Source organism: Nostoc sp. (assembly GCF_036917515.1).
Taxonomy (GTDB): Bacteria; Cyanobacteriota; Cyanobacteriia; order Cyanobacteriales; family Nostocaceae; genus Nostoc.
On sequence record NZ_JBALDE010000186.1, the window covers coordinates 16,465 to 40,637 of the forward strand.

General features: G+C 40.4%; 27 protein-coding genes and 3 pseudogenes. 17 read left to right on the top strand and 13 right to left on the bottom strand.

Annotation, left to right across the window (positions count from 1 at the left end; all coding sequences use genetic code 11):
* Nucleotides 1-145 precede the first annotated feature (145 nt).
* The 8 genes from V7K89_RS24730 (at nucleotide 146) to V7K89_RS24765 (ending at nucleotide 6,678) form a co-directional block, all read left to right on the top strand.
* Nucleotides 146-742 (top strand): DUF3177 family protein, encoded by a 597-nt coding sequence (locus V7K89_RS24730; RefSeq protein WP_335191865.1) that lies wholly within the window; start codon nucleotides 146-148, stop codon nucleotides 740-742.
* A gap of 35 nt (nucleotides 743-777) precedes the next feature.
* The gene (locus tag V7K89_RS24735; RefSeq protein ID WP_335191867.1) at nucleotides 778-1,074 is read left to right on the top strand and encodes a DUF7734 family protein; all 297 of its coding nucleotides are present in this window, start codon (nucleotides 778-780) and stop codon (nucleotides 1,072-1,074) included.
* Nucleotides 1,075-1,119: 45 nt separating this feature from the next.
* Complete coding sequence (locus V7K89_RS24740; protein WP_335191869.1) at nucleotides 1,120-1,308, top strand: DUF6888 family protein; 189 nt, start codon at nucleotides 1,120-1,122, stop codon at nucleotides 1,306-1,308.
* Entirely contained in the window at nucleotides 1,295-1,549 is a 255-nt protein-coding gene (locus V7K89_RS24745) for a DUF6887 family protein (protein ID WP_335191871.1), read from the top strand. The genes V7K89_RS24740 and V7K89_RS24745 overlap by 14 nt, the downstream gene beginning before the upstream one ends.
* A gap of 133 nt (nucleotides 1,550-1,682) precedes the next feature.
* Entirely contained in the window at nucleotides 1,683-2,450 is a 768-nt protein-coding gene (locus V7K89_RS24750; protein WP_335191873.1) for a restriction endonuclease, read from the top strand.
* A 206-nt stretch (nucleotides 2,451-2,656) separates the two neighbouring features.
* The gene (cbiD, locus tag V7K89_RS24755; protein WP_335191875.1) at nucleotides 2,657-3,769 is read left to right on the top strand and encodes a cobalt-precorrin-5B (C(1))-methyltransferase CbiD; all 1,113 of its coding nucleotides are present in this window, start codon (nucleotides 2,657-2,659) and stop codon (nucleotides 3,767-3,769) included.
* A 229-nt stretch (nucleotides 3,770-3,998) separates the two neighbouring features.
* On the top strand, nucleotides 3,999-5,621 hold the full coding sequence (gene guaA, locus V7K89_RS24760; protein ID WP_335191877.1) for a glutamine-hydrolyzing GMP synthase: 1,623 nt from the start codon (nucleotides 3,999-4,001) through the stop codon (nucleotides 5,619-5,621).
* Nucleotides 5,622-6,273: 652 nt separating this feature from the next.
* Entirely contained in the window at nucleotides 6,274-6,678 is a 405-nt protein-coding gene (locus V7K89_RS24765; RefSeq protein ID WP_335191879.1) for a response regulator, read from the top strand.
* Between the two features lie 113 nt (nucleotides 6,679-6,791).
* Here the strand turns inward: V7K89_RS24765 and V7K89_RS24770 are convergent, their stop codons facing one another.
* Nucleotides 6,792-7,697 (bottom strand): cation diffusion facilitator family transporter, encoded by a 906-nt coding sequence (locus V7K89_RS24770; RefSeq protein ID WP_335191882.1) that lies wholly within the window; start codon nucleotides 7,695-7,697, stop codon nucleotides 6,792-6,794.
* Nucleotides 7,698-8,358: 661 nt separating this feature from the next.
* Between V7K89_RS24770 and V7K89_RS24775 the strand changes: the two genes are divergently transcribed.
* Nucleotides 8,359-8,793, top strand: coding sequence for a hypothetical protein (locus V7K89_RS24775; protein WP_335191884.1), 435 nt, complete (start codon nucleotides 8,359-8,361; stop codon nucleotides 8,791-8,793).
* Nucleotides 8,794-9,080: 287 nt separating this feature from the next.
* On the opposite strand, the gene V7K89_RS24780 is transcribed toward V7K89_RS24775, so the two are convergent.
* Entirely contained in the window at nucleotides 9,081-9,689 is a 609-nt protein-coding gene (locus tag V7K89_RS24780; RefSeq protein ID WP_335191885.1) for a TetR/AcrR family transcriptional regulator, read from the bottom strand.
* A 116-nt stretch (nucleotides 9,690-9,805) separates the two neighbouring features.
* On the opposite strand from V7K89_RS24780, the gene V7K89_RS24785 reads away from it, so the two are divergent.
* Entirely contained in the window at nucleotides 9,806-10,027 is a 222-nt protein-coding gene (locus V7K89_RS24785; protein ID WP_335191887.1) for an SDR family NAD(P)-dependent oxidoreductase, read from the top strand.
* A gap of 330 nt (nucleotides 10,028-10,357) precedes the next feature.
* Here V7K89_RS24785 and V7K89_RS36055 read toward each other — a convergent pair.
* Nucleotides 10,358-10,908 (bottom strand): annotated as a pseudogene (locus V7K89_RS36055) (transposase); the annotation flags it as partial.
* Nucleotides 10,909-11,048: 140 nt separating this feature from the next.
* Nucleotides 11,049-11,321 (bottom strand): annotated as a pseudogene (locus tag V7K89_RS36060) (IS982 family transposase); the annotation flags it as partial.
* A gap of 293 nt (nucleotides 11,322-11,614) precedes the next feature.
* Between V7K89_RS36060 and V7K89_RS24800 the strand changes: the two are divergent.
* A complete protein-coding gene (locus V7K89_RS24800; protein ID WP_292867555.1) occupies nucleotides 11,615-11,968 on the top strand; it encodes a hypothetical protein in 354 nt (117 codons plus the stop codon).
* 495 nt (nucleotides 11,969-12,463) lie between these two features.
* Here the strand turns inward: V7K89_RS24800 and V7K89_RS24805 are convergent, their stop codons facing one another.
* The 3 genes from V7K89_RS24805 to V7K89_RS24815 all read right to left on the bottom strand — a co-directional run bounded on the left by V7K89_RS24805 (nucleotide 12,464) and on the right by V7K89_RS24815 (nucleotide 14,291).
* On the bottom strand, nucleotides 12,464-12,700 hold the full coding sequence (locus V7K89_RS24805; RefSeq protein WP_069073690.1) for a DUF4327 family protein: 237 nt from the start codon (nucleotides 12,698-12,700) through the stop codon (nucleotides 12,464-12,466).
* Nucleotides 12,701-13,542: 842 nt separating this feature from the next.
* Nucleotides 13,543-13,962, bottom strand: a complete 420-nt coding sequence (gene rbfA / locus V7K89_RS24810) for a 30S ribosome-binding factor RbfA (protein ID WP_335191893.1) — start codon at nucleotides 13,960-13,962, stop codon at nucleotides 13,543-13,545.
* Between the two features lie 122 nt (nucleotides 13,963-14,084).
* The gene (locus tag V7K89_RS24815) at nucleotides 14,085-14,291 is read right to left on the bottom strand and encodes a DUF751 family protein (protein WP_334823420.1); all 207 of its coding nucleotides are present in this window, start codon (nucleotides 14,289-14,291) and stop codon (nucleotides 14,085-14,087) included.
* 165 nt (nucleotides 14,292-14,456) lie between these two features.
* On the opposite strand from V7K89_RS24815, the gene V7K89_RS24820 reads away from it, so the two are divergent.
* Entirely contained in the window at nucleotides 14,457-15,314 is an 858-nt protein-coding gene (locus V7K89_RS24820) for a DNA adenine methylase (RefSeq protein WP_335191895.1), read from the top strand.
* On the opposite strand, the gene V7K89_RS24825 is transcribed toward V7K89_RS24820, so the two are convergent.
* The 3 genes from V7K89_RS24825 to V7K89_RS24835 all read right to left on the bottom strand — a co-directional run bounded on the left by V7K89_RS24825 (nucleotide 15,286) and on the right by V7K89_RS24835 (nucleotide 18,762).
* Complete coding sequence (locus V7K89_RS24825) at nucleotides 15,286-15,762, bottom strand: PD-(D/E)XK nuclease superfamily protein (RefSeq protein ID WP_335191897.1); 477 nt, start codon at nucleotides 15,760-15,762, stop codon at nucleotides 15,286-15,288. The two genes, V7K89_RS24820 and V7K89_RS24825, sit on opposite strands and share 29 nt — an antisense overlap.
* Before the next feature lie 720 nt (nucleotides 15,763-16,482).
* Entirely contained in the window at nucleotides 16,483-17,700 is a 1,218-nt protein-coding gene (locus V7K89_RS24830) for a HetZ-related protein (RefSeq protein WP_335191899.1), read from the bottom strand.
* Nucleotides 17,701-18,102: 402 nt separating this feature from the next.
* Nucleotides 18,103-18,762 (bottom strand): L-threonylcarbamoyladenylate synthase, encoded by a 660-nt coding sequence (locus V7K89_RS24835; RefSeq protein ID WP_335191901.1) that lies wholly within the window; start codon nucleotides 18,760-18,762, stop codon nucleotides 18,103-18,105.
* Nucleotides 18,763-18,921: 159 nt separating this feature from the next.
* Here V7K89_RS24835 and larC point away from each other — a divergent pair, with 159 nt between their 5' ends.
* Nucleotides 18,922-20,205 carry a nickel pincer cofactor biosynthesis protein LarC gene (larC, locus tag V7K89_RS24840; protein WP_335191918.1) on the top strand — a complete coding sequence of 428 codons (1,284 nt, stop codon included), beginning with the start codon at nucleotides 18,922-18,924 and terminating at the stop codon, nucleotides 20,203-20,205.
* A 228-nt stretch (nucleotides 20,206-20,433) separates the two neighbouring features.
* Here larC and V7K89_RS24845 read toward each other — a convergent pair whose 3' ends face one another.
* Entirely contained in the window at nucleotides 20,434-20,706 is a 273-nt protein-coding gene (locus tag V7K89_RS24845) for a hypothetical protein (RefSeq protein WP_335191903.1), read from the bottom strand.
* A 17-nt stretch (nucleotides 20,707-20,723) separates the two neighbouring features.
* Between V7K89_RS24845 and V7K89_RS24850 the strand changes: the two genes are divergently transcribed.
* From V7K89_RS24850 to V7K89_RS24865, 3 genes and pseudogenes are all read left to right on the top strand, one after another.
* Nucleotides 20,724-21,173, top strand: a complete 450-nt coding sequence (locus V7K89_RS24850) for an IS630 transposase-related protein (protein WP_335191905.1) — start codon at nucleotides 20,724-20,726, stop codon at nucleotides 21,171-21,173.
* Between the two features lie 154 nt (nucleotides 21,174-21,327).
* Nucleotides 21,328-21,462, top strand: coding sequence for a hypothetical protein (locus V7K89_RS24855; RefSeq protein ID WP_335191907.1), 135 nt, complete (start codon nucleotides 21,328-21,330; stop codon nucleotides 21,460-21,462).
* Between the two features lie 161 nt (nucleotides 21,463-21,623).
* A pseudogene (locus V7K89_RS24865) lies at nucleotides 21,624-21,958 on the top strand (GMC oxidoreductase); the annotation flags it as partial.
* A gap of 105 nt (nucleotides 21,959-22,063) precedes the next feature.
* Here the strand turns inward: V7K89_RS24865 and V7K89_RS24870 are convergent.
* The gene (locus V7K89_RS24870; RefSeq protein ID WP_335191913.1) at nucleotides 22,064-22,258 is read right to left on the bottom strand and encodes a helix-turn-helix domain-containing protein; all 195 of its coding nucleotides are present in this window, start codon (nucleotides 22,256-22,258) and stop codon (nucleotides 22,064-22,066) included.
* A gap of 243 nt (nucleotides 22,259-22,501) precedes the next feature.
* The gene (locus tag V7K89_RS24875) at nucleotides 22,502-22,927 is read right to left on the bottom strand and encodes a nucleoside deaminase (RefSeq protein ID WP_335191920.1); all 426 of its coding nucleotides are present in this window, start codon (nucleotides 22,925-22,927) and stop codon (nucleotides 22,502-22,504) included.
* Between the two features lie 88 nt (nucleotides 22,928-23,015).
* On the opposite strand from V7K89_RS24875, the gene V7K89_RS24880 reads away from it, so the two are divergent.
* The gene (locus V7K89_RS24880; RefSeq protein WP_335191915.1) at nucleotides 23,016-23,807 is read left to right on the top strand and encodes an ion transporter; all 792 of its coding nucleotides are present in this window, start codon (nucleotides 23,016-23,018) and stop codon (nucleotides 23,805-23,807) included.
* Nucleotides 23,808-24,173: the final 366 nt, after the last annotated feature.

A 24,173-nucleotide genomic window follows, 5' to 3' on the forward strand; every position in this document is an offset into this window, starting at 1 on the left:
GATGAATTGGAGTCCGACTGACTCCTGAATAAAAAGGTTTAATACCCTTGCTTTTTTAGCAGTCTACAATCAGGTAGTGGTATAAAATCTCACTTGATTTATTCGGACTCTTGACTTCTTTTTTTATCTATTGTTTGAGAAAAATATGGACTATAATATTTGGTTTCGACCTTTCGTCTGGATTGATTACCGACTGGCAGTATTATTCCTAGTAATTATTCCGCTAATTCTTCTAATTTGGGCATTTGTACAAAAAGCAGAAGGCATACAACGCTTATTGGCTATATACTGGCGAGTATCAAGCTTGGTGGCAATCACGGTTTACTTAATGATTGCCCAGTATCCAGTTAGCTTTATCTCTGGGTTAATAGCTCAGATTTTGATCCCGATTTCGTTATGGTTCTGGGTAGATATCAACGATGAAATTGAGTATCAAACCAGTGGTTCTTTGAAATTGATTTTTACTTCTTGGCGCTGGGCGACAACTGTTTATTGTTTTTTGGGGACACTAGCCTTTATCCCTTTTTTGGGTTGTGCTTTTTCTGCCAATATGCTGAAAACTCCCTATTGTCGTGTCTGGTTCGAGGCTCCATTGCTATTCAAAGAATATTTCCATGCTAATAGCAAGACTGAGTTTTTAGGTTTTCTTGGCATAACTAGTTTAGTAATTTATGTACTTTATTTGAGCTATTTTGTATTAATTAAGCTGGGCAAACAGGGACGTTCAGCCACACCACAGTAACTATCGCTGTGCCACTTAACTCTACTCTTAAAAACATGAATTCCATTGGCAAGCGACTGGAACAATACACCGCTAAACGCTCCCAAGAAGTCCTAATTGTAACGGTGGAAATTGCTGATGAGCAAGATACAATTGCTATTTTCAAAGGCTTTTCCAGTTCTTTGATGCGCCCTACAGCATTTGATGCAGATGTACCTGTTCTACCAGATGGGGCAAACATCCTTAACATTGACCGAGTAGCCAGTCCTTACAATCCTGAAGCACCCCGTTATATTCAACAAGGAATTTCTTGGGAAGCTATGGAAGCTCTATTATTAGAAGTAGGTGTTTGACTAATGACTAATTCGTAATTCGGAATTTTGCTGTAATTAATTAAAATGCCTACTGCTGCTCAAGTAGCAAGTTTGTATCGTATTAGCTATCAACTGACGTATATCATGTTTCAGCCCATATACCTCATTTGTGTTGATAATCGGACTCGTAATATATACATTCTTGCTGGGTATGACGAAGAGATTGAATTCCAAATTTTACCCAACGGAGAATTGTCTGATGAGCCGAATTAATTACGATTCAATGTCTGATGTTGAATTGAAACAATATTTTCTCAAACATCGCGGAGATCAAGCTGCTTTTCAAGCATACTTGGACAGGATTAATCAGCGTCCACGTAGGATTGTTGCAAGCCCCAACGATCCCGATTTTGATCAGAAGGTTCAAGCAGCGATTCGCCAAAAACTAGAAACAGCAAGAAGGAGTAGTCAGCAGGCTAACACTGCGTTGGAGCCGACCGACAGTGATTTGTGAGAGTCAAAGGTTATCTGCGGGCGGCAGCTCAACTGTGGCGTTGTGCTGCTTTATCTTTTGGTAATGGCATAGTTAAGAATCTGTCTTTTCGTGTTCAAAGTTAAAGTAGTTTGAAATTGATTGAGCAAGATTTGTGTCCCAAGTAGTTACAGAATCCAAAAACGGGGAGCCAATACTTTTTGGTTACGATCATGCAATAGGCTTTTTTTTCGATAAGTACGATCCAGAGAATCACCTGTTTCCATCGGTTGAATTGTCCACTTTTCAAAATGATTTGGGTAGGGAGGAATTACTTGAGCAGATAGATAAGTGGCTCGAACCTGCCGAAAAGACGCGCTTAAAACAAGATATTAAAAACGTCCTGAATGATGGAATATTCGTTGAATATCTCATTCCGAAACGTAAAAAACAATATAGTAAATCAGAGCTAGTACTGCCCGAAAGCAAAAGTGAAATTATTCAGCTATCACCTAGTTTTGGCGTTCTTGAGAAATTAATTGAGGGTGGAATAGATATTGCATCTCTTCACTGGCGTGAGTTTGAAGAGCTAGTGGCAGAGCTATTGGAAAAGGATGGATACTCGGTTGAATTAAGCGCAGGACGCAATGATGGGGGTAAAGATTTGATTGCAACTAAGGATTTAGGTGAGAGTGGATTGTTTAAGGCTGTTTGGCAAGCTAAATATAAGAAGCCTGGTAACAAAGTGGGGATAGAGGTGATACGAGAGTTAGCAGATACCCGTAGCGAACATAAAGCAAGCAAAGGTATTTTAGTGACTTCAACATATCTTACGAAAGGTGCTCTTGAAAGAGTACAAAGAGATACTTACATACTTGCTAAAGTTGACAAAAGTGATTTGTTCAATTGGGTTGACAGAGTTATTCAGGGAAGACGAAGATGAAAAATAATTGAGTTAGCCACCCAACACTTCACGGTAGAGAACGGACGAAAGCTGCTGGTGGCATTGCTGAGGTTAACTGCCAAGCTGCGTTTTGCCATTACTATGAAGGAAGCAAGCCACAGTCGGTGTCTAAATTGCCATCTGAAGCTGTTTTCTCTACGAGACGCTGCACGAAAAATTTTGAACAATTCTTTTGAATTTAAAAAATGTCCTGTTCTGGATACACACTTCCCGTCTTTGCCTGTGCTGCTGCTGTTGCAGCTTTACACTGGTTACACGATCGCCAACCCCTAAGCATAGCATCAGTAGATTTGATTGAACCCGCTCAAATTGCAGAAATACCAATTGAACAGGTAGCAGGATTATCTGAGAATACAGCTTTGGCGATCGCTCGCAGCGATCCTGGTGATAATCTTGACCTAACCAAAAATACACCGATTTGGGCATTGGTGGAATGGAGGGAAGAGGGTGAGACAGTAATTATTAAAGGTGGGGAAGGGATTGGTAAGCAGATGAATGCTGATGACAAGCCTGCTATTTATGCTTACGCTCAAAAGCTGTTGCAAGAGAATTTGCAACGGATGTTAGCACCTGGGGAAAAAATCACGGTGACAATTATTTTACCCGAAGGGCGATCGCTTGCTGTTCGGACTTCAAATTCTGCTTTTGGTGTGGTTGAAGGACTTTCCCTTTTAGGCACAACCGGTATTTCTCAACCTTTAAGTACACCAGATCAACTTGCAGTTTTTCGGACTGAATTACAAAATAAAGCCAGTCGTTTTGAGAGTTTAGTATTTTGTATCGGGGAGAATGGACTAGATTTGGCGCGTAAACTAGGAATTAATCCCGATCAATTAGTCAAAACTGCTAACTGGCTTGGGCCAATGTTAGTAGAAGCTGATGTGCTGGGTGTAAAAGAAATCTTATTATTTGGCTATCACGGTAAGCTGATGAAACTGGCTGGAGGGATTTTTCACACCCACCATTACTTGGCTGATGGACGCCGGGAAATTTTGGCAGCGCACTGTGCGATCGCAGGTTTAAAATCACCAGATATCCAAGCTGTATTTAACAGTGCAACTGCTGAAGCAGCACTCACACACCTAAAATCCATAGATGCTGCAACTGGTAGTGATTGGGTAAATCAAGTTTACAGTGCGATCGCCGAAACTATTGATGTTCGTGCCCAAGAATACATCCAAAGCCATAGCGAAAGTGGCAAAAAAGTAACAGTCTGTGGCTCTATTCTCTTCGATCGCGATCGCAAAATTATCGTGAAGAGTAAAACTGCTCGTCTGTTGATGGGAAAATTATGTTAATTTATTATGAATAATCGTAAACAATCCAAAAAAATAATTCTTTAAGTAACCACTCTAGGGTAGATTTATCGTTTTAATACCATCTCCAACTCCGAGTTTTGACAAATGCACGGAACCTAGCGTTTGTCAAGACTTTCTGTACCATTATCAGCCTATCTAGGCTGGATAATAGCATTATCATAGACCACAAAGCATCTATTATATCCTTAACAGAGATAATTCTCCCGTCATGAATACAGCGGTGACTCTACCAACAGAACAAGCGCCCCAAACATTGGAAAATTTTGGGCGGCTTGATCGCCAATTAATTGTAATTCTGGATTTTGGCTCTCAATATTCTGAGCTGATTGCCCGTCGCATCCGCGAAACTCAAGTATACTCTGAAGTTTTATCCTATCGCACTACTTCTGAACATTTGCGCCAACTCAATCCTAAGGGAATCATTCTCTCAGGTGGCCCAAGTTCAGTTTATGGTGATAACGCTCCCCATTGTCACCCAGAAATCTGGAATTTGGGAATACCCATTTTGGGTGTTTGCTATGGGATGCAGTTGATGGTAAACCAACTCGGTGGGGAAGTGGTAAAGGCCGATCGAGGTGAATACGGCAAAGCCTCATTGTATATTGACGATCCCACAGATTTGCTTACTAATGTTGAAGATGGCACTACCATGTGGATGAGTCATGGAGACTCAGTTATCCAAATGCCATCAGGATTTGAATTGCTAGCACATACAGAAAATACTCCCTGTGCTGCGATCGCCGACCATGAAAAGAAACTTTACGGCGTTCAATTCCATCCAGAGGTAGTGCATTCTATTGGCGGTATAGCATTAATCCGTAATTTTGTCTACCACATCTGTGATTGCGAACCCACTTGGACAACAGCCGCTTTTGTTGAAGAGGCAATTCGAGAAATTAGCGCCAGAGTTGGTGATAAGCGGGTGCTGTTAGCGCTGTCTGGTGGAGTGGATTCTTCTACCCTGGCTTTCTTGCTGTATAAAGCGATTGGTAAGCAACTAACTTGTGTGTTTATCGATCAAGGCTTTATGCGGAAATATGAGCCAGAGCGATTGGTAAAGCTGTTTCAAGAGCAGTTTCACATTCCTGTTGAATATGTTAACGCCCGCGATCGCTTTTTGGCTAAAGTTGCTGGGATTACAGATCCTGAAGAAAAACGCCGCCGCATCGGACACGAATTTATCAGTGTATTTGAGGAAACATCCAAGCGCCTTGGTCACTTTGACTATCTAGCTCAAGGAACTCTTTATCCAGATGTGATCGAATCTGCGGACACCAACGTTGATCCCCAAACTGGTGAGCGGGTAGCGGTGAAAATTAAGAGTCATCACAATGTTGGCGGTTTGCCCAAAGACCTAAGATTTAAATTAGTGGAACCACTGCGGAAACTATTTAAAGATGAAGTCCGCAAACTTGGGCGTTCCATTGGTTTACCAGAAGAAATTGTTCAACGGCAACCCTTTCCTGGCCCTGGTTTAGCAATTCGGATTCTGGGGGAAGTTACATCTGAGCGGTTAAATATTTTGCGCGATGCCGATTTGATTGTGCGGCAAGAAATTAACCAACGCGGTCTGTATCATGATTTCTGGCAAGCGTTTGCGGTATTGCTGCCAATTCGTAGTGTTGGCGTTATGGGAGATCAACGTACTTACGCCTACCCCATTGTTTTGCGGATTGTTACCAGTGAAGATGGTATGACTGCTGATTGGGCAAGAGTGCCTTATGATGTCCTGGAAGTGATTTCTACTCGAATTGTGAATGAGGTAAAAGGGGTAAATCGGGTAGTTTATGACATCACCTCGAAGCCGCCTGGAACCATTGAATGGGAGTAATCAAGTTTTGGATTTGACTTAATTAAAAGCTGATTACTCTTGACTACGGTTCAGATTACTTGCAGGAGTTTAGATTCACATACAGCAGTTTGCAAGTTAATAGTTAGGTGTATTACTTCTGACTCCTAATTCCTGACTGGATCTGGAGCGTCTTTGGCTCCGTTTCAATCAGCTTGAGTTAAGAGTTATTGATGTAGACGATTGGTCTAGAAAGACGCGAAAAATTGCGTCTCTACATCTAGGTTTTGAGCTAATCTGAACTATATTGATTTAAAAATGACAATGCCGACCTGACTTGTTTTAAGACTCGGCATTGTCTATTTTTTTTGAATTTTTTCAAGCTTCATTAAAATCCAAACTTGTTAGTAATAAAGTAGTCAATAGTTAGCAAGATGATTGGGTGAATTTCAACTATTCGTGAAAGTTAATTTGAAAATATCAAGGAATTTCAACATTAATATAATTTTATCCAGTCAATAATTATAAATGCCAGTGAATAATTAAGCATCAATTAAATGGTGACTAGACAAATTGAGTTATTGTCTAGGAAAATCGGCGCGATCGCAGTAAAATTACCAATGGTATGGTAGAGATAAAAAACAAGCAGCTCATTGGAAATACATTTCATTCGATCAACATTAATGGAGATGTTATGGAACCTGCCCTTCCCCTTGCTGGCTTAAACATCCTCGTAGTTGATGATGATGATGATAGCCGCTTTTACATTACTACTGTGTTGGAAGCTGATGGAGCCACCATTATGGCAGTTGCATCGGCAGCGGTAGCATTGAAAGTATTACCTGAGTTGCAACCAGATATCTTGATTTGTGATATTGCTATGCCTGATGAAGATGGCTACACCCTCATCCGCAAGATCCGGGCATTGAAGCCCGATATTTATGGAAAACTTCCCGCGATCGCCTTAACTGCTTATGGTGATAGCGAGTATCGTAGCCGTGCTCTGGAAGCGGGTTTTCAGACTCATGTGGCTAAACCTGTCGATCCAGGAGAACTAGTTGTGATCGTCGCAGAATTGGTTGCTTCTTATAAGAGTTAATACAAAGATATCGTTATTTGTTATTTACCTCATCTCTTCTTATCATATTTTTTCAACGAAGAAATGAAGCGTTGTTTTACACTTGAACAGGGCGTGATTTAAAATTACTGAGACTACTTTGTTCCAGTTTCAAAGCTAATTTGCTCAGACTTATACGCTGGTGGTTCGACGTGAATTAAAATTCTTACTGGACGAAATTGTTCTTCTAATCGGCTTTCTACTTCTTCGGTGATGTGGTGGGCGGTTTCTACGTCTGATGCATCTACTATTAAATGCATTTCAATAAATACTTGACGACCAAGAACGCCACGAGAAGCGATCGCATGACAGTTAATTACACCTGGAACAGAAGTAGCGATCACGTGTATTGCTTCTGGTGCGATCGCCATTTGATCCACAAGCCAAGGCAAATTCTCTTTTAAAACTGACCAGCCACTCCAAAATACTAATAAGGCGACAGGAAAAGCTAACACCAAATCCATCCATTGATAACCTAGCCAAACTCCTATCAAGCCGCCAATTACAGAGATTGTTACCCAAATATCGCTCATGGTATGTGTCGCATCAGCAATGAGAATTGAGCTATCTACCCGCTTACCCACAGCACGTTCATAAAAGGCCACAAAAATATTCACACCCAGCACAATTAGTAATAACCACAACTCAGGTGGCGATATTTTTATCGATTCACCACCACCTTTGAGAATTCGCTCGATTGCTCCTTGCAGAATTTCAAAACAGGCTATTCCTAAAAATGAGGCAATTCCTAGAGCGCCCAAAGCTTCAAACTTGCTGTGTCCGTAGGGATGTTCGCGATCGGGTTGTGGAGAAGAAAATTTACTTGCAATTAATCCTAAAACGTTGTTGGCGCTATCTGTCACACTATGTAAGGCATCAGCTAGCAAACTCAAAGAACCTGTCCAGTAGCCCACAAGTGCTTTCAATCCCATTACAAATAGGTTGAGTAGTAAGGTAATAATTAAAACCTTTCTTACTTCAGCACGGTTATCGTAAGTCATAGATAATTTATCACATCAAATTCTATGACTTCTAATGTAGACCTTAAAATACAAATAAACACAAATAAACTGTATCAAAGTCTTACGCAGTAAGAGCTAAGTCTCTCTATAGCCTCTATATTTTAGATCGTTTTGTTGAGATTATTTTTAACTAACGCCAGCTACAAGCTGGATATTTATTGTTAATGGCTTTAGAAACAACCGCGTATTTTTAGCATTAATTTTTAAGTAATATTGTAATTAACTTTGTTATTAATACATCAAGTGATGTTATATCAAATTGTATTCAAAGATATTATGACAACCATCAGTGGTCTGTATTTACTCTAAATAACAGATCGGCTTAATGAGTGTTATTTACTGCCGAATAAGGATAAGAAAGCTCATGGTTTATTCACTGGAGTTTAGACTAAAAGCGATATGAGAGAACGCAAATCAAATAGAATTAGAGATTAAAAATATTATCTTGTCAGCCTCAAAGCATCGACGACTTTTAAAAATTATGTAGTATATGTTCATCCAAGTATAATACATTAATCATAATCACGGAAAGGGACGACCCAAGAAACATGGTGATAAATTCAAGCTGAATGAACCTTCTACATGGAGTGAAGTCACTCAAAGTATAGAATTAAACCATTCAAAATTAGGGCGAGTCAAAGTGAGCTTGTGGTCAAATTTACACTTTCGTAAAACTGCCACACGCCCGATGTCTCTGATTCGGGTTGAGCGTCTTGATGATCTTGGCAATTTACAAGTATCAAAACCTTTGTGGTTGGCTTGGTTAGGAGAGGAAATGCCTCCACTATCTGAAGTTTGGACACTCTACTTGCGGCGCTTTACTGTCGCTCATTGGTATCGTTTTTTGAAGCAACGGCGACACTGGACACTGCCCAAACTCAGTACTCCTAAGCAATGTGAGCGTTGGAGTGACCTAATGCCTTTAATCACTTGGGAATTATGGTTGGCTCGTGATATCGTTGCGGATAACCCAATACCAAGGGCAAAAGTCATTAGACAATTTGACCCCTGGAAGGGTTGCCCAGTCAATGGGCAGCATTTTAGCGGCAATTGCTACTCCTGCCCGTTCACCTAAACCTCGCGGAAAGTCCCCAGGCTGGAAGACCAGACAACCGCGACAACGTAGAATTCGCTATCCTGTAGTCAAAAAAACTACAACTAAATTCCGTAAACAACAACCAGAATCTGCTTAATATCTAAAATTTTTCTATTTCCACTTTGTCTTAGATTAACTCAGCCCTGCTGGGTATTTTCTTCGTACTTAGTCTAAACTCCAGTTATTCAGAAAATGGTCAAAATTTGAGGAGCGAAATCTCACTCTTTCCACGTCAAATGTCTATGCAACACCAAATAGGTGTTATTCTACTGTGGCCAAGCTTGCAATGCTGTCTCCACAACCTGCAGGAGTTCCGTTCGGGTAGCTCCGGTTGCTGCCAAAACTGACATTCCACAATTGACCGTCACAACAAAGCGGGCGAGAGCGGCTGCATCAGAATTAGCTGGTAAGTCACCCTCCGAAATCGCCTGCTCGAAACGCATACGCAAAGAGGCTTCACTCGATTCTCGGCGTGCGGACAATTCCTGTCGGATCGGATCGGCTGGATCTTTGCATGAAAGCGTGCCATGAACCCAGAGACATCCGGGTGGATTACGCGGATCGGTTCCTAAGTCAACAACCCCGTGCATCATCCGCTCGGCTACCTGACGCGCAGTCGGCTCTTTGAGAGCTTCACGAAGATAGGCTGATGGCCCGTCAGCATAGCGATCCAGCACTTTGCGGAATAAAGATTCCTTATTGCCAAAAGCGGCGTAGAGGCTAGGACGATTAATGCCCATAGCCTCTGTCAGATCCGAGAGGGATGTACCTAAATAGCCTTTGCGCCAGAACACATGCATTGCACTATTGAGTGCGTCATCGGTATCGAACTCGCGGGGTCGGCCCATCGCCGCAGTGGTTTTTTCCTGTTTCATACTCATCAGTATAATAGTTTCTTGACAGGCTTACCCCCATGCTTTATATCTTTAGCATACGATACAAGAATATAACGACAAAAGAATACTATGAGTACCAAAAACTTATAGGTAAGGTGGCATTAGTAACAGGCAGCTTACGCAGTCTAGGGGCGGCGATCGCTAAACGCCTCGCCCAGGATGGGGCAGCTGTCGCCCTCACCTACACTAGCTCGCCGGAAAAAGCCAACGAGGTAGTGTTTGCGATCAAAGCGGCAGGTGGACAAGCCTTGGCTATAGGTGCCGACGGTTTTATCACTGGTGCGAGTCTGAAAATTGATGACAGCTTCGCAGCCTGATTCGGCGACCACAGAATGACAGGGTAATACTCTGATTGCAAGCTAGTGAAAGCCTGGTACGTAGTAAGCACTTCAGTACTTAACACAAAGACTAAAGTCCTTACTAAAAACTAATTTACCCAGGACAAAATACTTGTCTTGACAGACTCACGAATTACGCGTAGGGGTACTAGTAACCTAAGTTGCGGGTTATCAAGCTGTGGGTATTTTGCACTTGAATAGTCGTGCGCTCGTTCAGGAGGAAGTGGCGGTTGTGCGTCGCGCAACCGCCACCTCAACTAACTCAAAAACACAAATACTGAGTGAAATTAAAGCATTATATTTGATTCATTAAACAAATGCTTGTTTGAAACTGAAAACAAAAATGAATGCTTCTAACTTCAGTAAAAACCCTTTTCAGGTACAAGCATGAATTGACTTTGGAAAGACACGAGTGATACTACTAAATATGGTTTCAATGTCATGTCTAGTACACTGCTTAATATACTGATTCCACGGTTCATCCTTACGTTTGGAGTTCTTTTTTTGCATTACTTTCAACTCAATCTCAGATGAGTCGCAAAGGTCATTTTCAGCATGATAATCTGTGTATGCTGCATCACTATATACTTCACTACCAGGTGTAAATTTAACGGCAAGGCATTGAGCGCACGTACATCCGAAGCGCTACCAGGCATAAACACAAATTCAACCGGAATACCATTTTTTGTGGTTAATAGCTGAACTCTCACCCCATAGAAATAGCGTTTAAAAGATGCAATCTAACCCCTATATTCCTCGGACTTTATTAACTTTACATTGAAAATCCGAATATGATCACACATTGGTAGAGGAAATCAATTTAAAAGATACTCAGTATAATCACTGTTTTGTTTGAGAGCTGATTCGTAAAGAAAATCTTAAGGGTACTCAACTCATTACTAGGTCTAAGTTTCAGCGAATAAGTGCTTTATTGACTTAAATTCCTGAAACCCTTACTAGACAAGTACTTTACTTGAGTTTACGAATTAGCTCTGAGGCTCATACCTATTTGATGGAATAAATCGTTAATTAACATTTTCACATTGTGTAATCGTCGATTTAATCGTGACTTTTCTAACATATCTGGTATTAAGTTGTGGTCTTTCATGTAGCTACAAGCACTGCTATGATTACCATGAAAGAATATTGCCGCAACCAACGCCGTTGTCATAATTTCTGCCTCACTCATCGCACCACGAATATCGTCTTTATGCCTGATCGCCTTTAACAGGTGATCAATTATAGCATAAATTGTAATTATTTCCTTTAGTATTACCTCTCCTAATTTTTCCTCTGGAGGGGATTTTATTGCTTATGCAACGCCACCTGAACACCTGCAAGCATAACTAGCAACTTGGGTTAGTACCGCAAAGCGGAAGTCAAAAGTCAAAAGTCAAAAGTCAAAAAGCTTGTGTTGTCAGCTTATCCCTGATTGTGAATGGGATCTCTATTTACGCCGTGCTGTACTAGTGGGCTTTGAAAGAGACAGCGGGAACTATCAGAGTGGGATTCAGACCCCTTCTTCCGGTAATATAAGTACTTATCAAGAAGTTTTAATAAAAAAATATGTCTTCAATTCCTCTAACATTGAACTTAATTGAAGGTTCAGTCTCTTTCAGTTTTTCACCCCAAGCAGCACGAGAATTAAAAACAGCAACGGATCAACTGATGGAACGCCTAAAAGCGATCGCCGCTAAACCCACTCCTGGTGGTGGTAGAGTTACTCCCCAGCCTCCCCTGGAATATCGTTATACGGGTGAAGTATTTTTAGAAGTTTTTTGTAATCCGAATATCTGGCCAACCCCCTTCGCAGCCAAAGTTTTGCTGACTGTCCGCAATGTCAACATCCGCTTGACTACTGAAGCTGAACTTACTCGCATCATTGAAGACGTTAATCAGTATTTAGAGCAAGTAGGATAATAGTTTATGCGATTGTTCTATGCTTTTGAGATTTTTTTAGAAAAAATACTATACAAATTTTGGATTTTGTGAAAGTTGAGCCAGTTGCTGGTGTCGGTTAGCCCGACTTAGCAAACTTTTCAAAACGGATTTTGGTTTTGAACAGCAAGCAGGTTATTACTTACTTGAAGTAAGCGATGCAATAAATTGCGAGTCAAAAGTGAAGTTCCTGCACTTCTATCAGATCGATGTAGGAACTTCACAGAATCTACATACTAAAGTCAAGCTGTGACACCATATGTACAGAACAAATGGTTTTGATACCTTCTTTTACTTGAAAAGTTGTATAAATTCAGACTCAACTGCTTCTATGTTAATCAAAAACGCAAGATTCTGTATAGGGTAATGCTCATTAAAAACCAGAGATTATCCCCCAGATTGAACATTGAATCGTGGATGGTGACATCCACACATCAAAAACAAACTCCCAATCCCAAACCCGATATCAAACATTGATTAGTCGTTGTCCCACTGTTCACGACCAATTAGGTCGCCAATGCGATCGCGTAACAAAAAGTCACATTTCTCTAATTCACATTCAACGCAAACCCACTCTCTCGCTGGAATGTATTGGCAGAGGGTATATATTGGCTGTTGTCGGCTAATCATTCCCTTTTGCACCAGTCGGCGTGCTTCGTCTTGAATCACATCTAGAGAGTAGTAATTGATAGAAGGCACCGTATTCACACTCATATTTTTTACTCACAAATTAACACTTACGATAGTGTTCCCGTTAAAAATTAGGAACAAACATTACAGAAATTATACTTGTGGCTACAATTTTGTAGTTTGCTATACGGAACTATTTTTATTTTGACGCTATATCTCTGAAAAATATCTCAAGAAATGTTAAGAAAGTCAACTAATCCTGACATTTTGAGAAAATCTGCTTTACAAAAAAAATTCCGAGTAGTTAACTTAACCTGCTTATGTAGCTGTATGACTTTGATGCTACAAGTCTGAAAGTCTTGCTGTTACTGTGTTTAGGCAAGATTTGGTGGGTAGTAAAAGTTTATATCGCGATGGCTTACATATCAAATAATCACCTTAAAAGCTGGATCTATAACTGCTGGTATTCATCTAAGATAAACAACACAATAATATTTGTCAGTTATTTTTGTATAAACTGTTGCAAAACATAACGACTAAAGTATACTATCAAGGCTTTTACCATAGCATCTGTTAATAATTTCTTAAGTAAGCCCATAATTTATTAGTTAATTTCATCACTAACATCATCCAGTTTTCTTTTAAAAAACATCTGTAAAAGGGTGGAATAATACTAATTCGGAATTAAGACACATATAAACAGGAGCCAGAATTCAGAATTTAGAATTAGTGAATATTCCAACCATAAAGGAATGGAGTTTTAGTAAGGAAAAATGTTTAAACCTTGTTTCGCCTACAAGAAAGGAAGTGTCTTGCTGAATTAGTTATGTTTACATTAAAACAGACGTGATCTAGTCACGTCTGTAAACTGTTTGGCGGATTTGCTGAGATTAATTGTTCTGAAGTTACATTGTTGTTTTAGTTACTTATTCGGAGAATTCCCGATCATTTTGAACAGTGCTGTCTTCTACTGCTAGCAGATTTTCTGGTGGGCGATCGTGGTTAAGTTGGTTTAGTAGTGCCAATACCTTATTACCACGTTCTATGGAGCGATCTTCGAGAAATATTACTTCTGGTGTCCGACGTAGCCGTACCCGCGCCCCAAGTTCGCTGCGGACGTAACCTGTGGCCGACTTTAAGCCTGCCATTGTTTCTACCTTAGCTTCATCCGTACCATAGATGCTGACGTAGATTTTAGCGTGTTGGAGATCGCCGGAAACATCAACATCAGTAACACTGACCATTCCAGTACCCACACGGTCATCCTTAATGCCGTTAAGCAGCATTTGGCTAACTTCCCGTTTGATCAGTTCAGCAACGCGGGAAACCCGACGATTTGTAGCCATAAAAATTTTGCCTCATCACAGAGGTTGTACGACAAAAATAGATGCAAGTTGGGTAGACAGTACTTAGCGGGAGCAACGCCAAGAGCAACCGTCTGTCGGGCATAGCCCCGATATAACGCTGTCTAAATTGTACTCAAGCCCAGCATTGCCCGTAAGGTGAAAGTCAGGAAGACTAGGCTGCTCACAAATAAACCCAAGATAGCGATCAAGGTGATAGGGCGTTTCAACAATGGCACTAATGGCGCAAAGGTGTTGAGAAACAAGCCTAAGATGATCGTAATTAAGTATCGGGGGTAGCGAAAGACGTTATCCCAAAATCCGTCAAACATCTGAATCTAAACTGCCTTGTTATATACTTACGTTTGTTTTGATATGCTTTATCTACTCAATTGTAATATATGCGGCTGGAAAATTATCCAGTTAATCTAAAATTTGGTTCATCGGTTATATTGGCTTTATTTAGTCATAATTATTTTCAGTTAAATTGTAAGTAAATGGTAATTCAAGTCTCGAAGGAAACTAGCCCGCGTCCATTTTTGAAGTGGGCAGGAGGTAAAAGTCGGTTAATACAGCAATATATTCCTTATTTTCCCAAAAGTTATAAAAATTACTATGAGCCATTTTTAGGTGGTGGTGCTGTTTTTTTCTATCTTCAACCAAATGCAGCTATCTTAACTGATATTAACGCCGAATTAATTAATACTTATTGTTGTGTTAGAGATCATGTTGAAGAATTAATTTCTCTATTGAAAGAGCATAAAATCCGACATGATAAACATTATTACTACAGTATCAGAAACAACTCTGGTGGTAGTGATATAGAAAAAGCGGCTCGTCTAATTTATCTTAATAAAACTTGTTTTAATGGTCTTTATCGAGTCAACTCACAGGGAAAATTCAATGTACCTTTAGGCAGATATAAGAATCCTAATATCTGTGCTGAGGTTTTACTCAAAGCAGCCTCCGAAGCACTTTTCCATGCAGAAATTAAACAAGCAGATTTTACAGAAGTCCTAAATCATGCGACTAGCAGTGATGACTTTGTATTTTTTGATCCGCCCTACCATCCTATCAGTGACACTAGCTATTTCACTGCTTATAGTCAAAATTGTTTTAGTAAAAAAGACCAAGAAATTTTAAGAGATGCTTGTGCAGAGTTAGCAAGTCGTGGTGTCAAAGTTATGATATGCAATTCTGATAGTGAATTTATTAGAAAAATTTATACTGATATCAATTTTGAAACCTATAAAATTAAAGCAGCGCGTTCAATTAATTCAAAAATAAAAAATAGAGGTATGATCTACGAACTATTAATTACATCTTTTAAAGATTTTTATTTGCCCAAGCAATGAATCTGTCTAAGCTATAAACTGCTAATAAATTCTGATTATCATTAACTCTTGCTTTCAACCATTTGCTTGCACCTTCTCGCATACCTTCCCCGCCTAAAATTACGATAGTTGGTGCAGGGTAATAGTGCTGAATATTCATGTTCAAGTAAGGAAACTTTTCATCAACGGAACCGGGGCTTTCTTGCCATTTGCACTCGAAAATTAAACCAGATGGCATTACAGATGAGCCAACAACATAAAAATCAACCTTCAGATACGTATGATAAATTCCAGTTCCAATATAAACTTCTTTTCCATAACGTTTTGGCAATAAAGTAGCATTTAGTATAAATTCTTTTTGGACATAATTTCCTACTTGGAAATAATTATGCCCATTCAAGATTGCTTCTACATTTGCTTCTAAAATATTCCCAGACTTATTTGCCCGTCCGCCTTGAGTCAGAGCCATGCTGAATCCCTCTGCCAAAAGTCCTGCTTATTATAGGATTTCACAGAAGCAGTAAAAAATGGTCAGTTGCTTAATATGAATTTTTGATTTTGACTTAACGAGGTTGGATTAATAGGTAAAAAATCCGAATTTATTGGTATTTTTGTACTAAATAAATACAAATGTATTAATAATTTGGGTAAGGAAAGAGTTACTCATTCAGATAATAGTTAAAATAATTGATTTCTCTTTAGTCTCAAAAACCAACTATTGCAAGCAACTACGCCATTTTTCTGGATATTGGAAACAATGAAAACAGCGTAGATGATAATCTCTTGTTCATTAAGCTCGTAAAAAACGACGTAGGGTAAACCCCTAATTGTAGCGCGGCGATAGGTTTCACGAACAATCTGGTATGTGTTGGGGTGATGCTGAATTTAATTCAGGCAGGCATCAATACACCGTAGGAACTCAGCGCCTAACCTCAATTTCCGCCCCTCGTACCAGTCATAAGCTTCGATAATGTTTAGTTCTGCGACTATGAGGATAGTTAAATTTCTAGCCATGCTGTTGAGATATTCTGGCTTTTACATCTTCCCAACTGTTGCTGATGGCTGGGTTCATGGTCTTCTCTTATTTTTATTCACCTTCATTATTCAACCCCAAAACCGCCATATCCATAACAACATTTCTAATAACTGGAATTGAGTTTGGATAAATTTTAGTGATTTCGCCTTAGTTTCAACCTGTCTGGGCTTCAGTATGACCGTTGCGGATAGCCCATGCTAGCTCTAAAAGTTGAGTCCAGCGCTTTTGCAGCTGTTTGGGAGTGCATTTGATGGCTTTAGCGATCGCAACGTCGTTTTCTCGTGCAGTTTTTAACTGTAATATTTGCTGTTGCTGTTCTGTGAGTTGATTCACAAAGATTTCCCACTGCTGGCAAGATAAACCCAATTTTTGCTCTAAACCCGCGCCTAACCATTGATGTACTAATTGCCAGTGGTGTTGTTTGGCAAACTTTTCTACGTGGTATTTAAACCGTTGTTGGAGATAATCGCGCTGACGGCTGGTTAAACCGAGAATTTGGTCAATTTCTGGGGCTGAAAGGTCTTGAAGTTTCAAACTGAGGTAGTTCATACAATCAGATTGACCTTGAGACTCCAAATATTTCATCAATTCAGTGATGACGCGATCGCGTTCTGATTCTTCAGATGGATCGAAATTAGTTTGGGCGATCATTTGCGATCGCAGCTGTTGCACCGCTGAGTTACGCTGGTAAGATTCTGCTTCTTCACCCTTAGCAGACTCTACCGCCATTTCAATATCCACGGTAGTTTCTTGGGGCTGACGACGAGCAAAACCTTGGGCGCGCAAGATAATTAATTGCTGATTTGCACCACCAGGTAAATTGATCCGGCGTTTGGCATACTGCTCTGTAAAAGCCATATATTCAGCTAATTGCAGCTGAGTACGCGGCGTGTGATTCTCTGGTAGTTCATTTTCTCTACGGAAAGCTTTGATTGCTTCGATATAAAATGCTTGTAAAAAATCTTCAATCAGGCTGTAACGAGCATCAAAGCCCAACTCCGAACCAGATACAGTTACATGGCGGTAAACCATAGCACCTAAATTGCTATGTAATTCCACCCGCCCTTGTTTGGAACCTAGTTGGTAGTAACGTAAGCATTTTTGCATCCGATGCCTTCCCAACGTCATCTGCCAAGACTTGATTTCCCCAGATGTTTGAATGCGGGAGCTTTTGTCACAAATGCGTTCTACTTCTACGGCTATGCGCTTTGCTAAAGCTTCTATACACTTGGGTGTTGCTTTCACTTGCGCTTGCATTTCCTCAGACAGCAATTGAATCAAGCGATCGCTGCTGCTATCTGAAAATTCTTCATTTGAAACGTGGTTCTCAAAAATGGGTGTATTTGGTAGACTGACGACATTAGCTTTCATGACTTTTCCAGTAGTATTGCACCGTAATTACAACGCAGACACAGCAATCAAGACCGTCCTGGGCTGGAGAATTAGGCATTCATCCATCAAGACTTGCCGTATATAATGCTCACATCTAAAGCTCATATATTAAAACTATAGGAAATACGAAAGAGTTACAGTTCTGGCAATGTGTCGGTTTTGTTCACAAGCCACCATCTTAGTGCTGGCACACGAGTACCTGCCGTTTTTTTTAAGTTGTCAAATACCTTACTGTGTCAAGTGTTGCTACCATCCTCTTATATCCACTGCCTCACTGAACAGCTGATCATAGACATCGCTTTTAAATATGACAATTTTAAAACTGGAGTTGTTTTGATCCCGATTTCCGAAACAAAGAGGTGCGCCTGTGAAGTGGAATTTTTATACCCATGCTGCTGCTGTTTCCCAACCTAAACCCCTCCGTATAATTGCTGCTTCGTCTCCGGTCAAATCCAAGATAGTAGATACTTCATAAGTAGGTTCCTCACCAGTGTCTACAATTATGTCTACTAACTTGTCCAAACGATCAAATAGCTCTACCCGCGACTGAATCGTTTCAGGATCTATCCGAATCATGCCATTATCTGGTTCATCTGGTGGCAGATGTGCTGAAGTTGAAATAATCGGATTGCCCAACGCTGCCAGCAATTCCAAACACACAATATGGTTTGGTACTCTAATTCCAGTAGTTTTCCGCTTGGGGCTTTGCACCAATCGCGGTACTAACTTCGTGGCTGGGAGCAAAAACGTGTATGGCCCTGGAATCAAGCGTTTCATAATCCGATAGGCTGTGTCACTTACGAAGGCATAAGTTGCCACATTTGAAAGCGAGGGACACAAAAATGTCAATGGTTTATCGTTTGCTAGCTGTTTAATTTGCCGTACTCGTTCTACTGCCGACTTAGCATTCAAATCACAACCGATCGCATAGACTGTATCAGTAGGGTAAAGCATGACTGCTCCATTAGAGAGCGCCGACTTTATTTCCTCTATTCGGCGAATTTGAGGATTATCCGGATGAACTGGGAAAATTTTTGCCATAACTCGGTGAGTAGGGAGGGGGAGCAGGGGAGCAGGGGAGCAAGGGAGCAGGGAGAGCAGGGGAAGAAGAACTATTAATTAATTAATCAATTCCCAATTCCTAATGCCTAATGCCCCATGACTAATGACAAATAACTAATGACTAATGACAAATTTATTATGAATAAAATTGCTTATATTCAATGTCCAACAGGCATTTCTGGTGATATGTGCCTGGGTGCTTTGGTAAGTTTGGGTGTTCCTGTGGAGTATTTAATTGCAAAACTTAATGGGTTGGGTATTGAACAGGAATATCAGTTAAGGGCAGAACTTGTCCAACGGAATGGTCAGCAGGCGACTAAAGTCCATGTGGATTTACTACACAATCATTACCACCATCACCACGATCGCGAACACAGTCACCATCACACACGCCACTTGCCAGAAATAGAGGGGATGATTATCAAAGCGGGATTGCCATCACAGGCAGAAGCTTGGAGTTTGGCAGTATTCCAACAGCTAGCAGTAGCAGAAGGAGCGGTGCATGGCATTTCGCCTGAAAAAGTTCATTTTCATGAGGTGGGTGCTGTAGATGCGATCGTAGATATTGTGGGTACTTGCTTGGGGTTAGATTGGTTGGGGATTGCGAGCAATCAGGAAGGATTGCCCCTGCTTTACTGCTCGGCGTTTCCGACTGGTGGCGGCACTGTTCGGGCTGCACATGGTCAGATGGCAGTACCAGTCCCAGCGGTATTAAAGCTATGGGAAATGCGGGGTTGTCCAGTTTATAGTAATGGGATTGACAGAGAATTAGTGACACCAACAGGAGCTGCAATCGCCACTACTTTGGCAAGAGATTTTGGTTCACCACCTGCGATCACTATCAAGCAGATAGGACTTGGAGCAGGAACCATAAATTTACCCATTCCCAATATTTTACGCCTCTGGTTGGGTGAGAGCGCAAGTTTACAGGCAAATTTCAGTGATTCTGAAGCTACTAGCTCAAATTTGGAAACCATCTCGGTATTAGAAACCCAAATTGATGATTTAAGTCCACAAGCGATTGGCTATGTGTTTGAGGCGTTGTTTGCGGCTGGGGCACTGGATGTTTTTACCCAAGCGATCGGTATGAAAAAGTCCCGTTCGGGGATTTTACTGACTGTGATTTGTCATCCAGAAAATTTACTCAGCTGTGAAGCGGTTGTATTCCGCGAAACTACAACTTTAGGCATTCGGCGAACAACTCAGCAACGTGCCATTTTACAACGGGAAATTCAACAAGTGGAAACGGAATATGGCAAAGTGCGTGTCAAGATAGCATGGAAGGGACAATCACCAGAAAAAGTTATTGCAAATGTGCAGCCAGAATATGAAGATTGTGCAGACTTAGCCCGAAAGCATAATATTCCCTGGCGCGAAATTCAAAGGTTGGCGTTACAGCGTTGGTATTTGGTCAACGCCTGATACAAATTTCCTCGTTCTCTCGTTCCTCGTTCCCAATCTCCTACTGGGAATGCTATCTTCAAGACTCCGCTTTCCCTCACACACCAATCAACTCTATCTGTAATAAACCTAGTTGCCCAATGTAATTGCGGCAACTAGAATACCGCTAATGTGCGGGATCATCCACATAACCACATCTGACAGGATTGTTGTGAATATAATCTAACTTTTGTCTAAACATTTCCTCATCTAGAATCGCTTGCGGATGGAACCTTCTTGCCAAAGTTGATATTCTTGTTTTGTCTTATGTTTTAATTTATAAAGCTCAAGTTGGTTAAGTATGTAGTTAGAATTATTTTTCTGAAGTAAGTCAATAATAGAGCGAGCCGTGAACGATTTAAAATTTCCTATTTCTTTGCATAAACTGGCGGCAGAGGCGATTAGATGGAGATGATTTTCCATAATTATAGCAATCGCCAAGGCGATTAAGACATATACAAGAAGTAGCCCCTTTTCCGGCACTGCGATCGCTTTAACCTATGCCATTCCCCTATAGTTATGACCTGCCAGAGAAGGTAATCCAAGCTATCGAGTTTGATGGTCTAAAGAAAACTCAAGCAAGTCTTGTGTTTAATATTAGTCGCAACACCATTGATTTCTGGCTGAAGCGACGAGCCGAAACAGGGGACTTTCAAGCTTTGCCGAATCAATCTCCTGTTAATGGTGATCAAATCACCGATTGGGAAAAATTTCGTGAGTTCGCCTTAATTCATGAAGATAAAACCTTCTTTCGAGATGGCAAAACTCTGGCAAAGGCAGATCAGCGATGCCAACTCTTAGAAACGCTACGTGTAGCTTGCTTCTCCGTAGGAGTACGGCGAGCTACGCTAACGCACGATATCACGTGTCCTGAAGAAAATTGGCTTGACTCGAAAAAAAAACTTATGGCGATCGCCAACGTGATCAAGTCAAGCGGCAAGCGTTCGTAGCACATTTGTCCACCCTACCCCCATCCGAGATTGTGTACACAGATGAATCTGGGATGGATAAACTGCTGTACTTACCACCCTACTCGCCAGACCTTTTCTGTGGGCACTACCTAACTATGCCCGCTCGACTTTGGGATTCGCAGGTATTGTCAGTTTGACCCATCCTCAAAACATTGGCAGTGTCAGTTTACGTTCTGCTAAAGGCAGCGCTTCGCGAACGCCTGACCCGAAAGACCCACTGATGATTCGGTTGAACTTTCTGCAAGTCAATCCGATGTGCAAAAGCTAGTTGCTGGAATTAAAGTCATGCGCCAATTGTTTCATATCATGTCCGGTTAAAGACTTATCATTAAGAACGCAGTTCTTGCTGGGGGCAGGGAGCAAGGGGAGAAAGAGTTTTCAGATTTTTTTGCACAGATGCAAGAATCATAACTAATTAGCCGGACATGATATCAGACCAGTGCCTTTGATCAGGTTCGAGGTGTGGAAGTCGGTTCTGGTGCTGATGTGACTAACGATGCAGCAATTGAAGCGTATATTCGGGAAGTTTGCAGTACGGTGTACCATCCGGTCGGCACCTGCAAGATGGCACTGACCCAATAGCGGTAGTTGATCTTGAACTCCGGGTACATGGAGTTGCAGGGTTGCGGGTTGTGGACGCATCAATCATGCCAACTTTGGTTGGAGGCAATATGAACGCGCCTACTATTATGATTGGTGAAAAAGCAGCCGATTTAATTAAAGCCGCAGCTGGTATGTCTAATGGCGGTCGCAATCTATTCTAACTAATGCATAAACTGTTGCATACTCGATATCTTGTCCATGTTCCTGTTTCAACCACTCAACTATTGCACCATAGCTACTAAAGCCTTTTCCTATTTTTAACTCCTCTAGGAGTGCTGCGATCGCAGTATCATCGATTTTCCGTTTTGCACAAGAAGAGCTTTTTTGATTTCTAATAAGCCTGATATCCCATCAGTTCTGTACTTCTGCAACCATCTCATGACCGTTGAAGTATCTTTTGCCAAGCGTTTTCCGATTTCTTGCTGCTCCTCAATCTGCCCGCTTTTTATCCACCACAGCATAATAAGCTTTTCTTTTTAGTTTCCTATATTGGCTGTTTGTAGACGTTTTTTAAGTTCTTCTTCGCTCTCTGCAATTTCAATCTTAAAAGGGCAACTCATGGTTATTTGAATTTATCCAGTTCGTTTTCTCTATTATATGCAGCTTCATATTAAATTGGCATTACGCATTAGACCAAAGATAAAGAACAAGATTTTTCAAGTTACTTTGGAAGAACTACTCCTAAAAATAAGTTTTTTGGTAGCTTATATAAATAATTCTAAACATTCATTTTTTAAAACGTCTTTTGTGACTTTGATTTTCCTAAATGACTTATTTATTACCTCTTCGCAAGATATATTAATTTGTGATTGATTTACATTAATTAAATCTTGAATTGAAGCACCATATACAATTTCTGATAGACCACTCCAAATACAAGCAGTTGCACACATTGGACAAGGTTCACCAGTTGTATATATGCTATAACCTTCTAAAGAAGGGTTTTTAATTTTAGCTGTTAAACTACGAATAGCATTGATTTCTGCATGGGCTGATGGATCGTTGTCTCTCCTCACAGTATTATGAGCTACGGCAATGACTTCGTTATCTTTAACAATCACTGCACCGTAGGGTGCATCGCCTTCTTTTGCTTCTGCCAATGCTAAACGCATAAAATATTCTGGGTTCATATAAGCTGAGGTTAACATAAGGATAATGATTAATAATATCGTATTTCTAATGTTATAACTGGGAATTAAGATGTATTAATGGTCGAATATGTTACTGAATCGACAAGAAACAGAATTTTACTTAGAAGACCTAGAAACACCAATAGGTAAAGCGATTAATTTAACACTTGCCTCTTTGGTGCTAATATCATCAGGAATTTTTGTGGCAGAAACATATAATATTCCTGATTATACGCGGTTTCAGTTAAATGTAGCTGATACTGCGATCGTCATCATCTTCGCTGTGGAATATTTACTCCGCCTGTGGAGTGTGGAAAACAAAATTAAGTATATTTTTAGCTTTTATTCAATTATTGACTTAATGGCGATTATGCCATTTTTTCTAGGTATGGTGGATATTAGCTTTATCCGCCTATTACGATGGTTTCGGATTTTACGATTAATTAGATTTATAGATAGAAAGTTTTTATTCGCTAGTATCAGCAGTGAAGATGGGATGATTTTTGCGCGAATATTATTTACGTTATTTGCAATTGTTTTTATTTACTCTGGCTTAATTTATCAAGTCGAGCATCCAGTTAATCCTGAAAATTACGGTACATTTTTGGATGCATTCTACTTCTCTGTTGTCACAATGACAACTGTAGGATTTGGCGATGTTATTCCAATTTCGGAATTAGGACGCTTGCTAACAGTATTGATGATTTTTACCGGAATTGCATTGATTCCTTGGCAAGTGGGAGATTTAATTAAGCAAGTGGTGAAAACTGCTAATCAGGTAGAAATAGTTTGTTCAGGTTGTGGTTTAGCTTTCCATAATGTAAATGCTGGGTTTTGTCAGAAGTGTGGGACTAAGTTACCTAGTCGCAGGATTGATTAGACATCTGATGAAATTAAATATGCGTTATCCACAATCCTTGAAGAGATGTAACACTGCTATATCTCTATATTCTTTTTCACTCCTATAGGATATCTCCTTTGAGGAAAACCCAGGTTCAATAATAACAAATTCAATAGTCAGCAACGATTAAAATTTTAGCTTAACAAATTCAAGATTTTAATTATACGATTCAAACAAATATGGCGATCGCAGCTTAATTTCTATATTTTTTAGGGTGATGCGTACTAAGGCGATAATACACCTGACACACATATAGCAACCGCCAGGTTGGTTAGGACACTAAACTCAGAACATACTCCATTGCCGCTCGCAAGGTAGGGAAGTACTCCAGTTGCTTGCGGATAC

Excerpts from the sequence above, each read along its gene's own strand:
- V7K89_RS24770 (WP_335191882.1), bottom strand. The coding sequence starts at position 7,697 with ATGACTTACGATAACCGTGCTGAAGTAAGAAAGGTTTTAATTATTACC.
- V7K89_RS24850 (WP_335191905.1), top strand. The coding sequence starts at position 20,724 with ATGCCATTCCCCTATAGTTATGACCTGCCAGAGAAGGTAATCCAAGCT.
- guaA (WP_335191877.1), top strand. The coding sequence starts at position 3,999 with ATGAATACAGCGGTGACTCTACCAACAGAACAAGCGCCCCAAACATTG.
- V7K89_RS24835 (WP_335191901.1), bottom strand. The coding sequence starts at position 18,762 with ATGGCAAAAATTTTCCCAGTTCATCCGGATAATCCTCAAATTCGCCGA.
- V7K89_RS24875 (WP_335191920.1), bottom strand. The coding sequence starts at position 22,927 with ATGAACCCAGAATATTTTATGCGTTTAGCATTGGCAGAAGCAAAAGAA.
- V7K89_RS24765 (WP_335191879.1), top strand. The coding sequence starts at position 6,274 with ATGGAACCTGCCCTTCCCCTTGCTGGCTTAAACATCCTCGTAGTTGAT.
- V7K89_RS24815 (WP_334823420.1), bottom strand. The coding sequence starts at position 14,291 with ATGTTTGACGGATTTTGGGATAACGTCTTTCGCTACCCCCGATACTTA.
- V7K89_RS24735 (WP_335191867.1), top strand. The coding sequence starts at position 778 with ATGAATTCCATTGGCAAGCGACTGGAACAATACACCGCTAAACGCTCC.
- V7K89_RS24820 (WP_335191895.1), top strand. The coding sequence starts at position 14,457 with ATGGTAATTCAAGTCTCGAAGGAAACTAGCCCGCGTCCATTTTTGAAG.
- V7K89_RS24730 (WP_335191865.1), top strand. The coding sequence starts at position 146 with ATGGACTATAATATTTGGTTTCGACCTTTCGTCTGGATTGATTACCGA.
- V7K89_RS24825 (WP_335191897.1), bottom strand. The coding sequence starts at position 15,762 with ATGGCTCTGACTCAAGGCGGACGGGCAAATAAGTCTGGGAATATTTTA.
- V7K89_RS24805 (WP_069073690.1), bottom strand. The coding sequence starts at position 12,700 with ATGAGTGTGAATACGGTGCCTTCTATCAATTACTACTCTCTAGATGTG.
- V7K89_RS24740 (WP_335191869.1), top strand. The coding sequence starts at position 1,120 with ATGCCTACTGCTGCTCAAGTAGCAAGTTTGTATCGTATTAGCTATCAA.
- V7K89_RS24745 (WP_335191871.1), top strand. The coding sequence starts at position 1,295 with ATGAGCCGAATTAATTACGATTCAATGTCTGATGTTGAATTGAAACAA.
- V7K89_RS24830 (WP_335191899.1), bottom strand. The coding sequence starts at position 17,700 with ATGAAAGCTAATGTCGTCAGTCTACCAAATACACCCATTTTTGAGAAC.
- rbfA (WP_335191893.1), bottom strand. The coding sequence starts at position 13,962 with ATGGCTACAAATCGTCGGGTTTCCCGCGTTGCTGAACTGATCAAACGG.
- V7K89_RS24870 (WP_335191913.1), bottom strand. The coding sequence starts at position 22,258 with ATGCTGTGGTGGATAAAAAGCGGGCAGATTGAGGAGCAGCAAGAAATC.
- V7K89_RS24880 (WP_335191915.1), top strand. The coding sequence starts at position 23,016 with ATGTTACTGAATCGACAAGAAACAGAATTTTACTTAGAAGACCTAGAA.
- V7K89_RS24780 (WP_335191885.1), bottom strand. The coding sequence starts at position 9,689 with ATGAAACAGGAAAAAACCACTGCGGCGATGGGCCGACCCCGCGAGTTC.
- V7K89_RS24800 (WP_292867555.1), top strand. The coding sequence starts at position 11,615 with ATGTCTTCAATTCCTCTAACATTGAACTTAATTGAAGGTTCAGTCTCT.
- cbiD (WP_335191875.1), top strand. The coding sequence starts at position 2,657 with ATGTCCTGTTCTGGATACACACTTCCCGTCTTTGCCTGTGCTGCTGCT.
- larC (WP_335191918.1), top strand. The coding sequence starts at position 18,922 with ATGAATAAAATTGCTTATATTCAATGTCCAACAGGCATTTCTGGTGAT.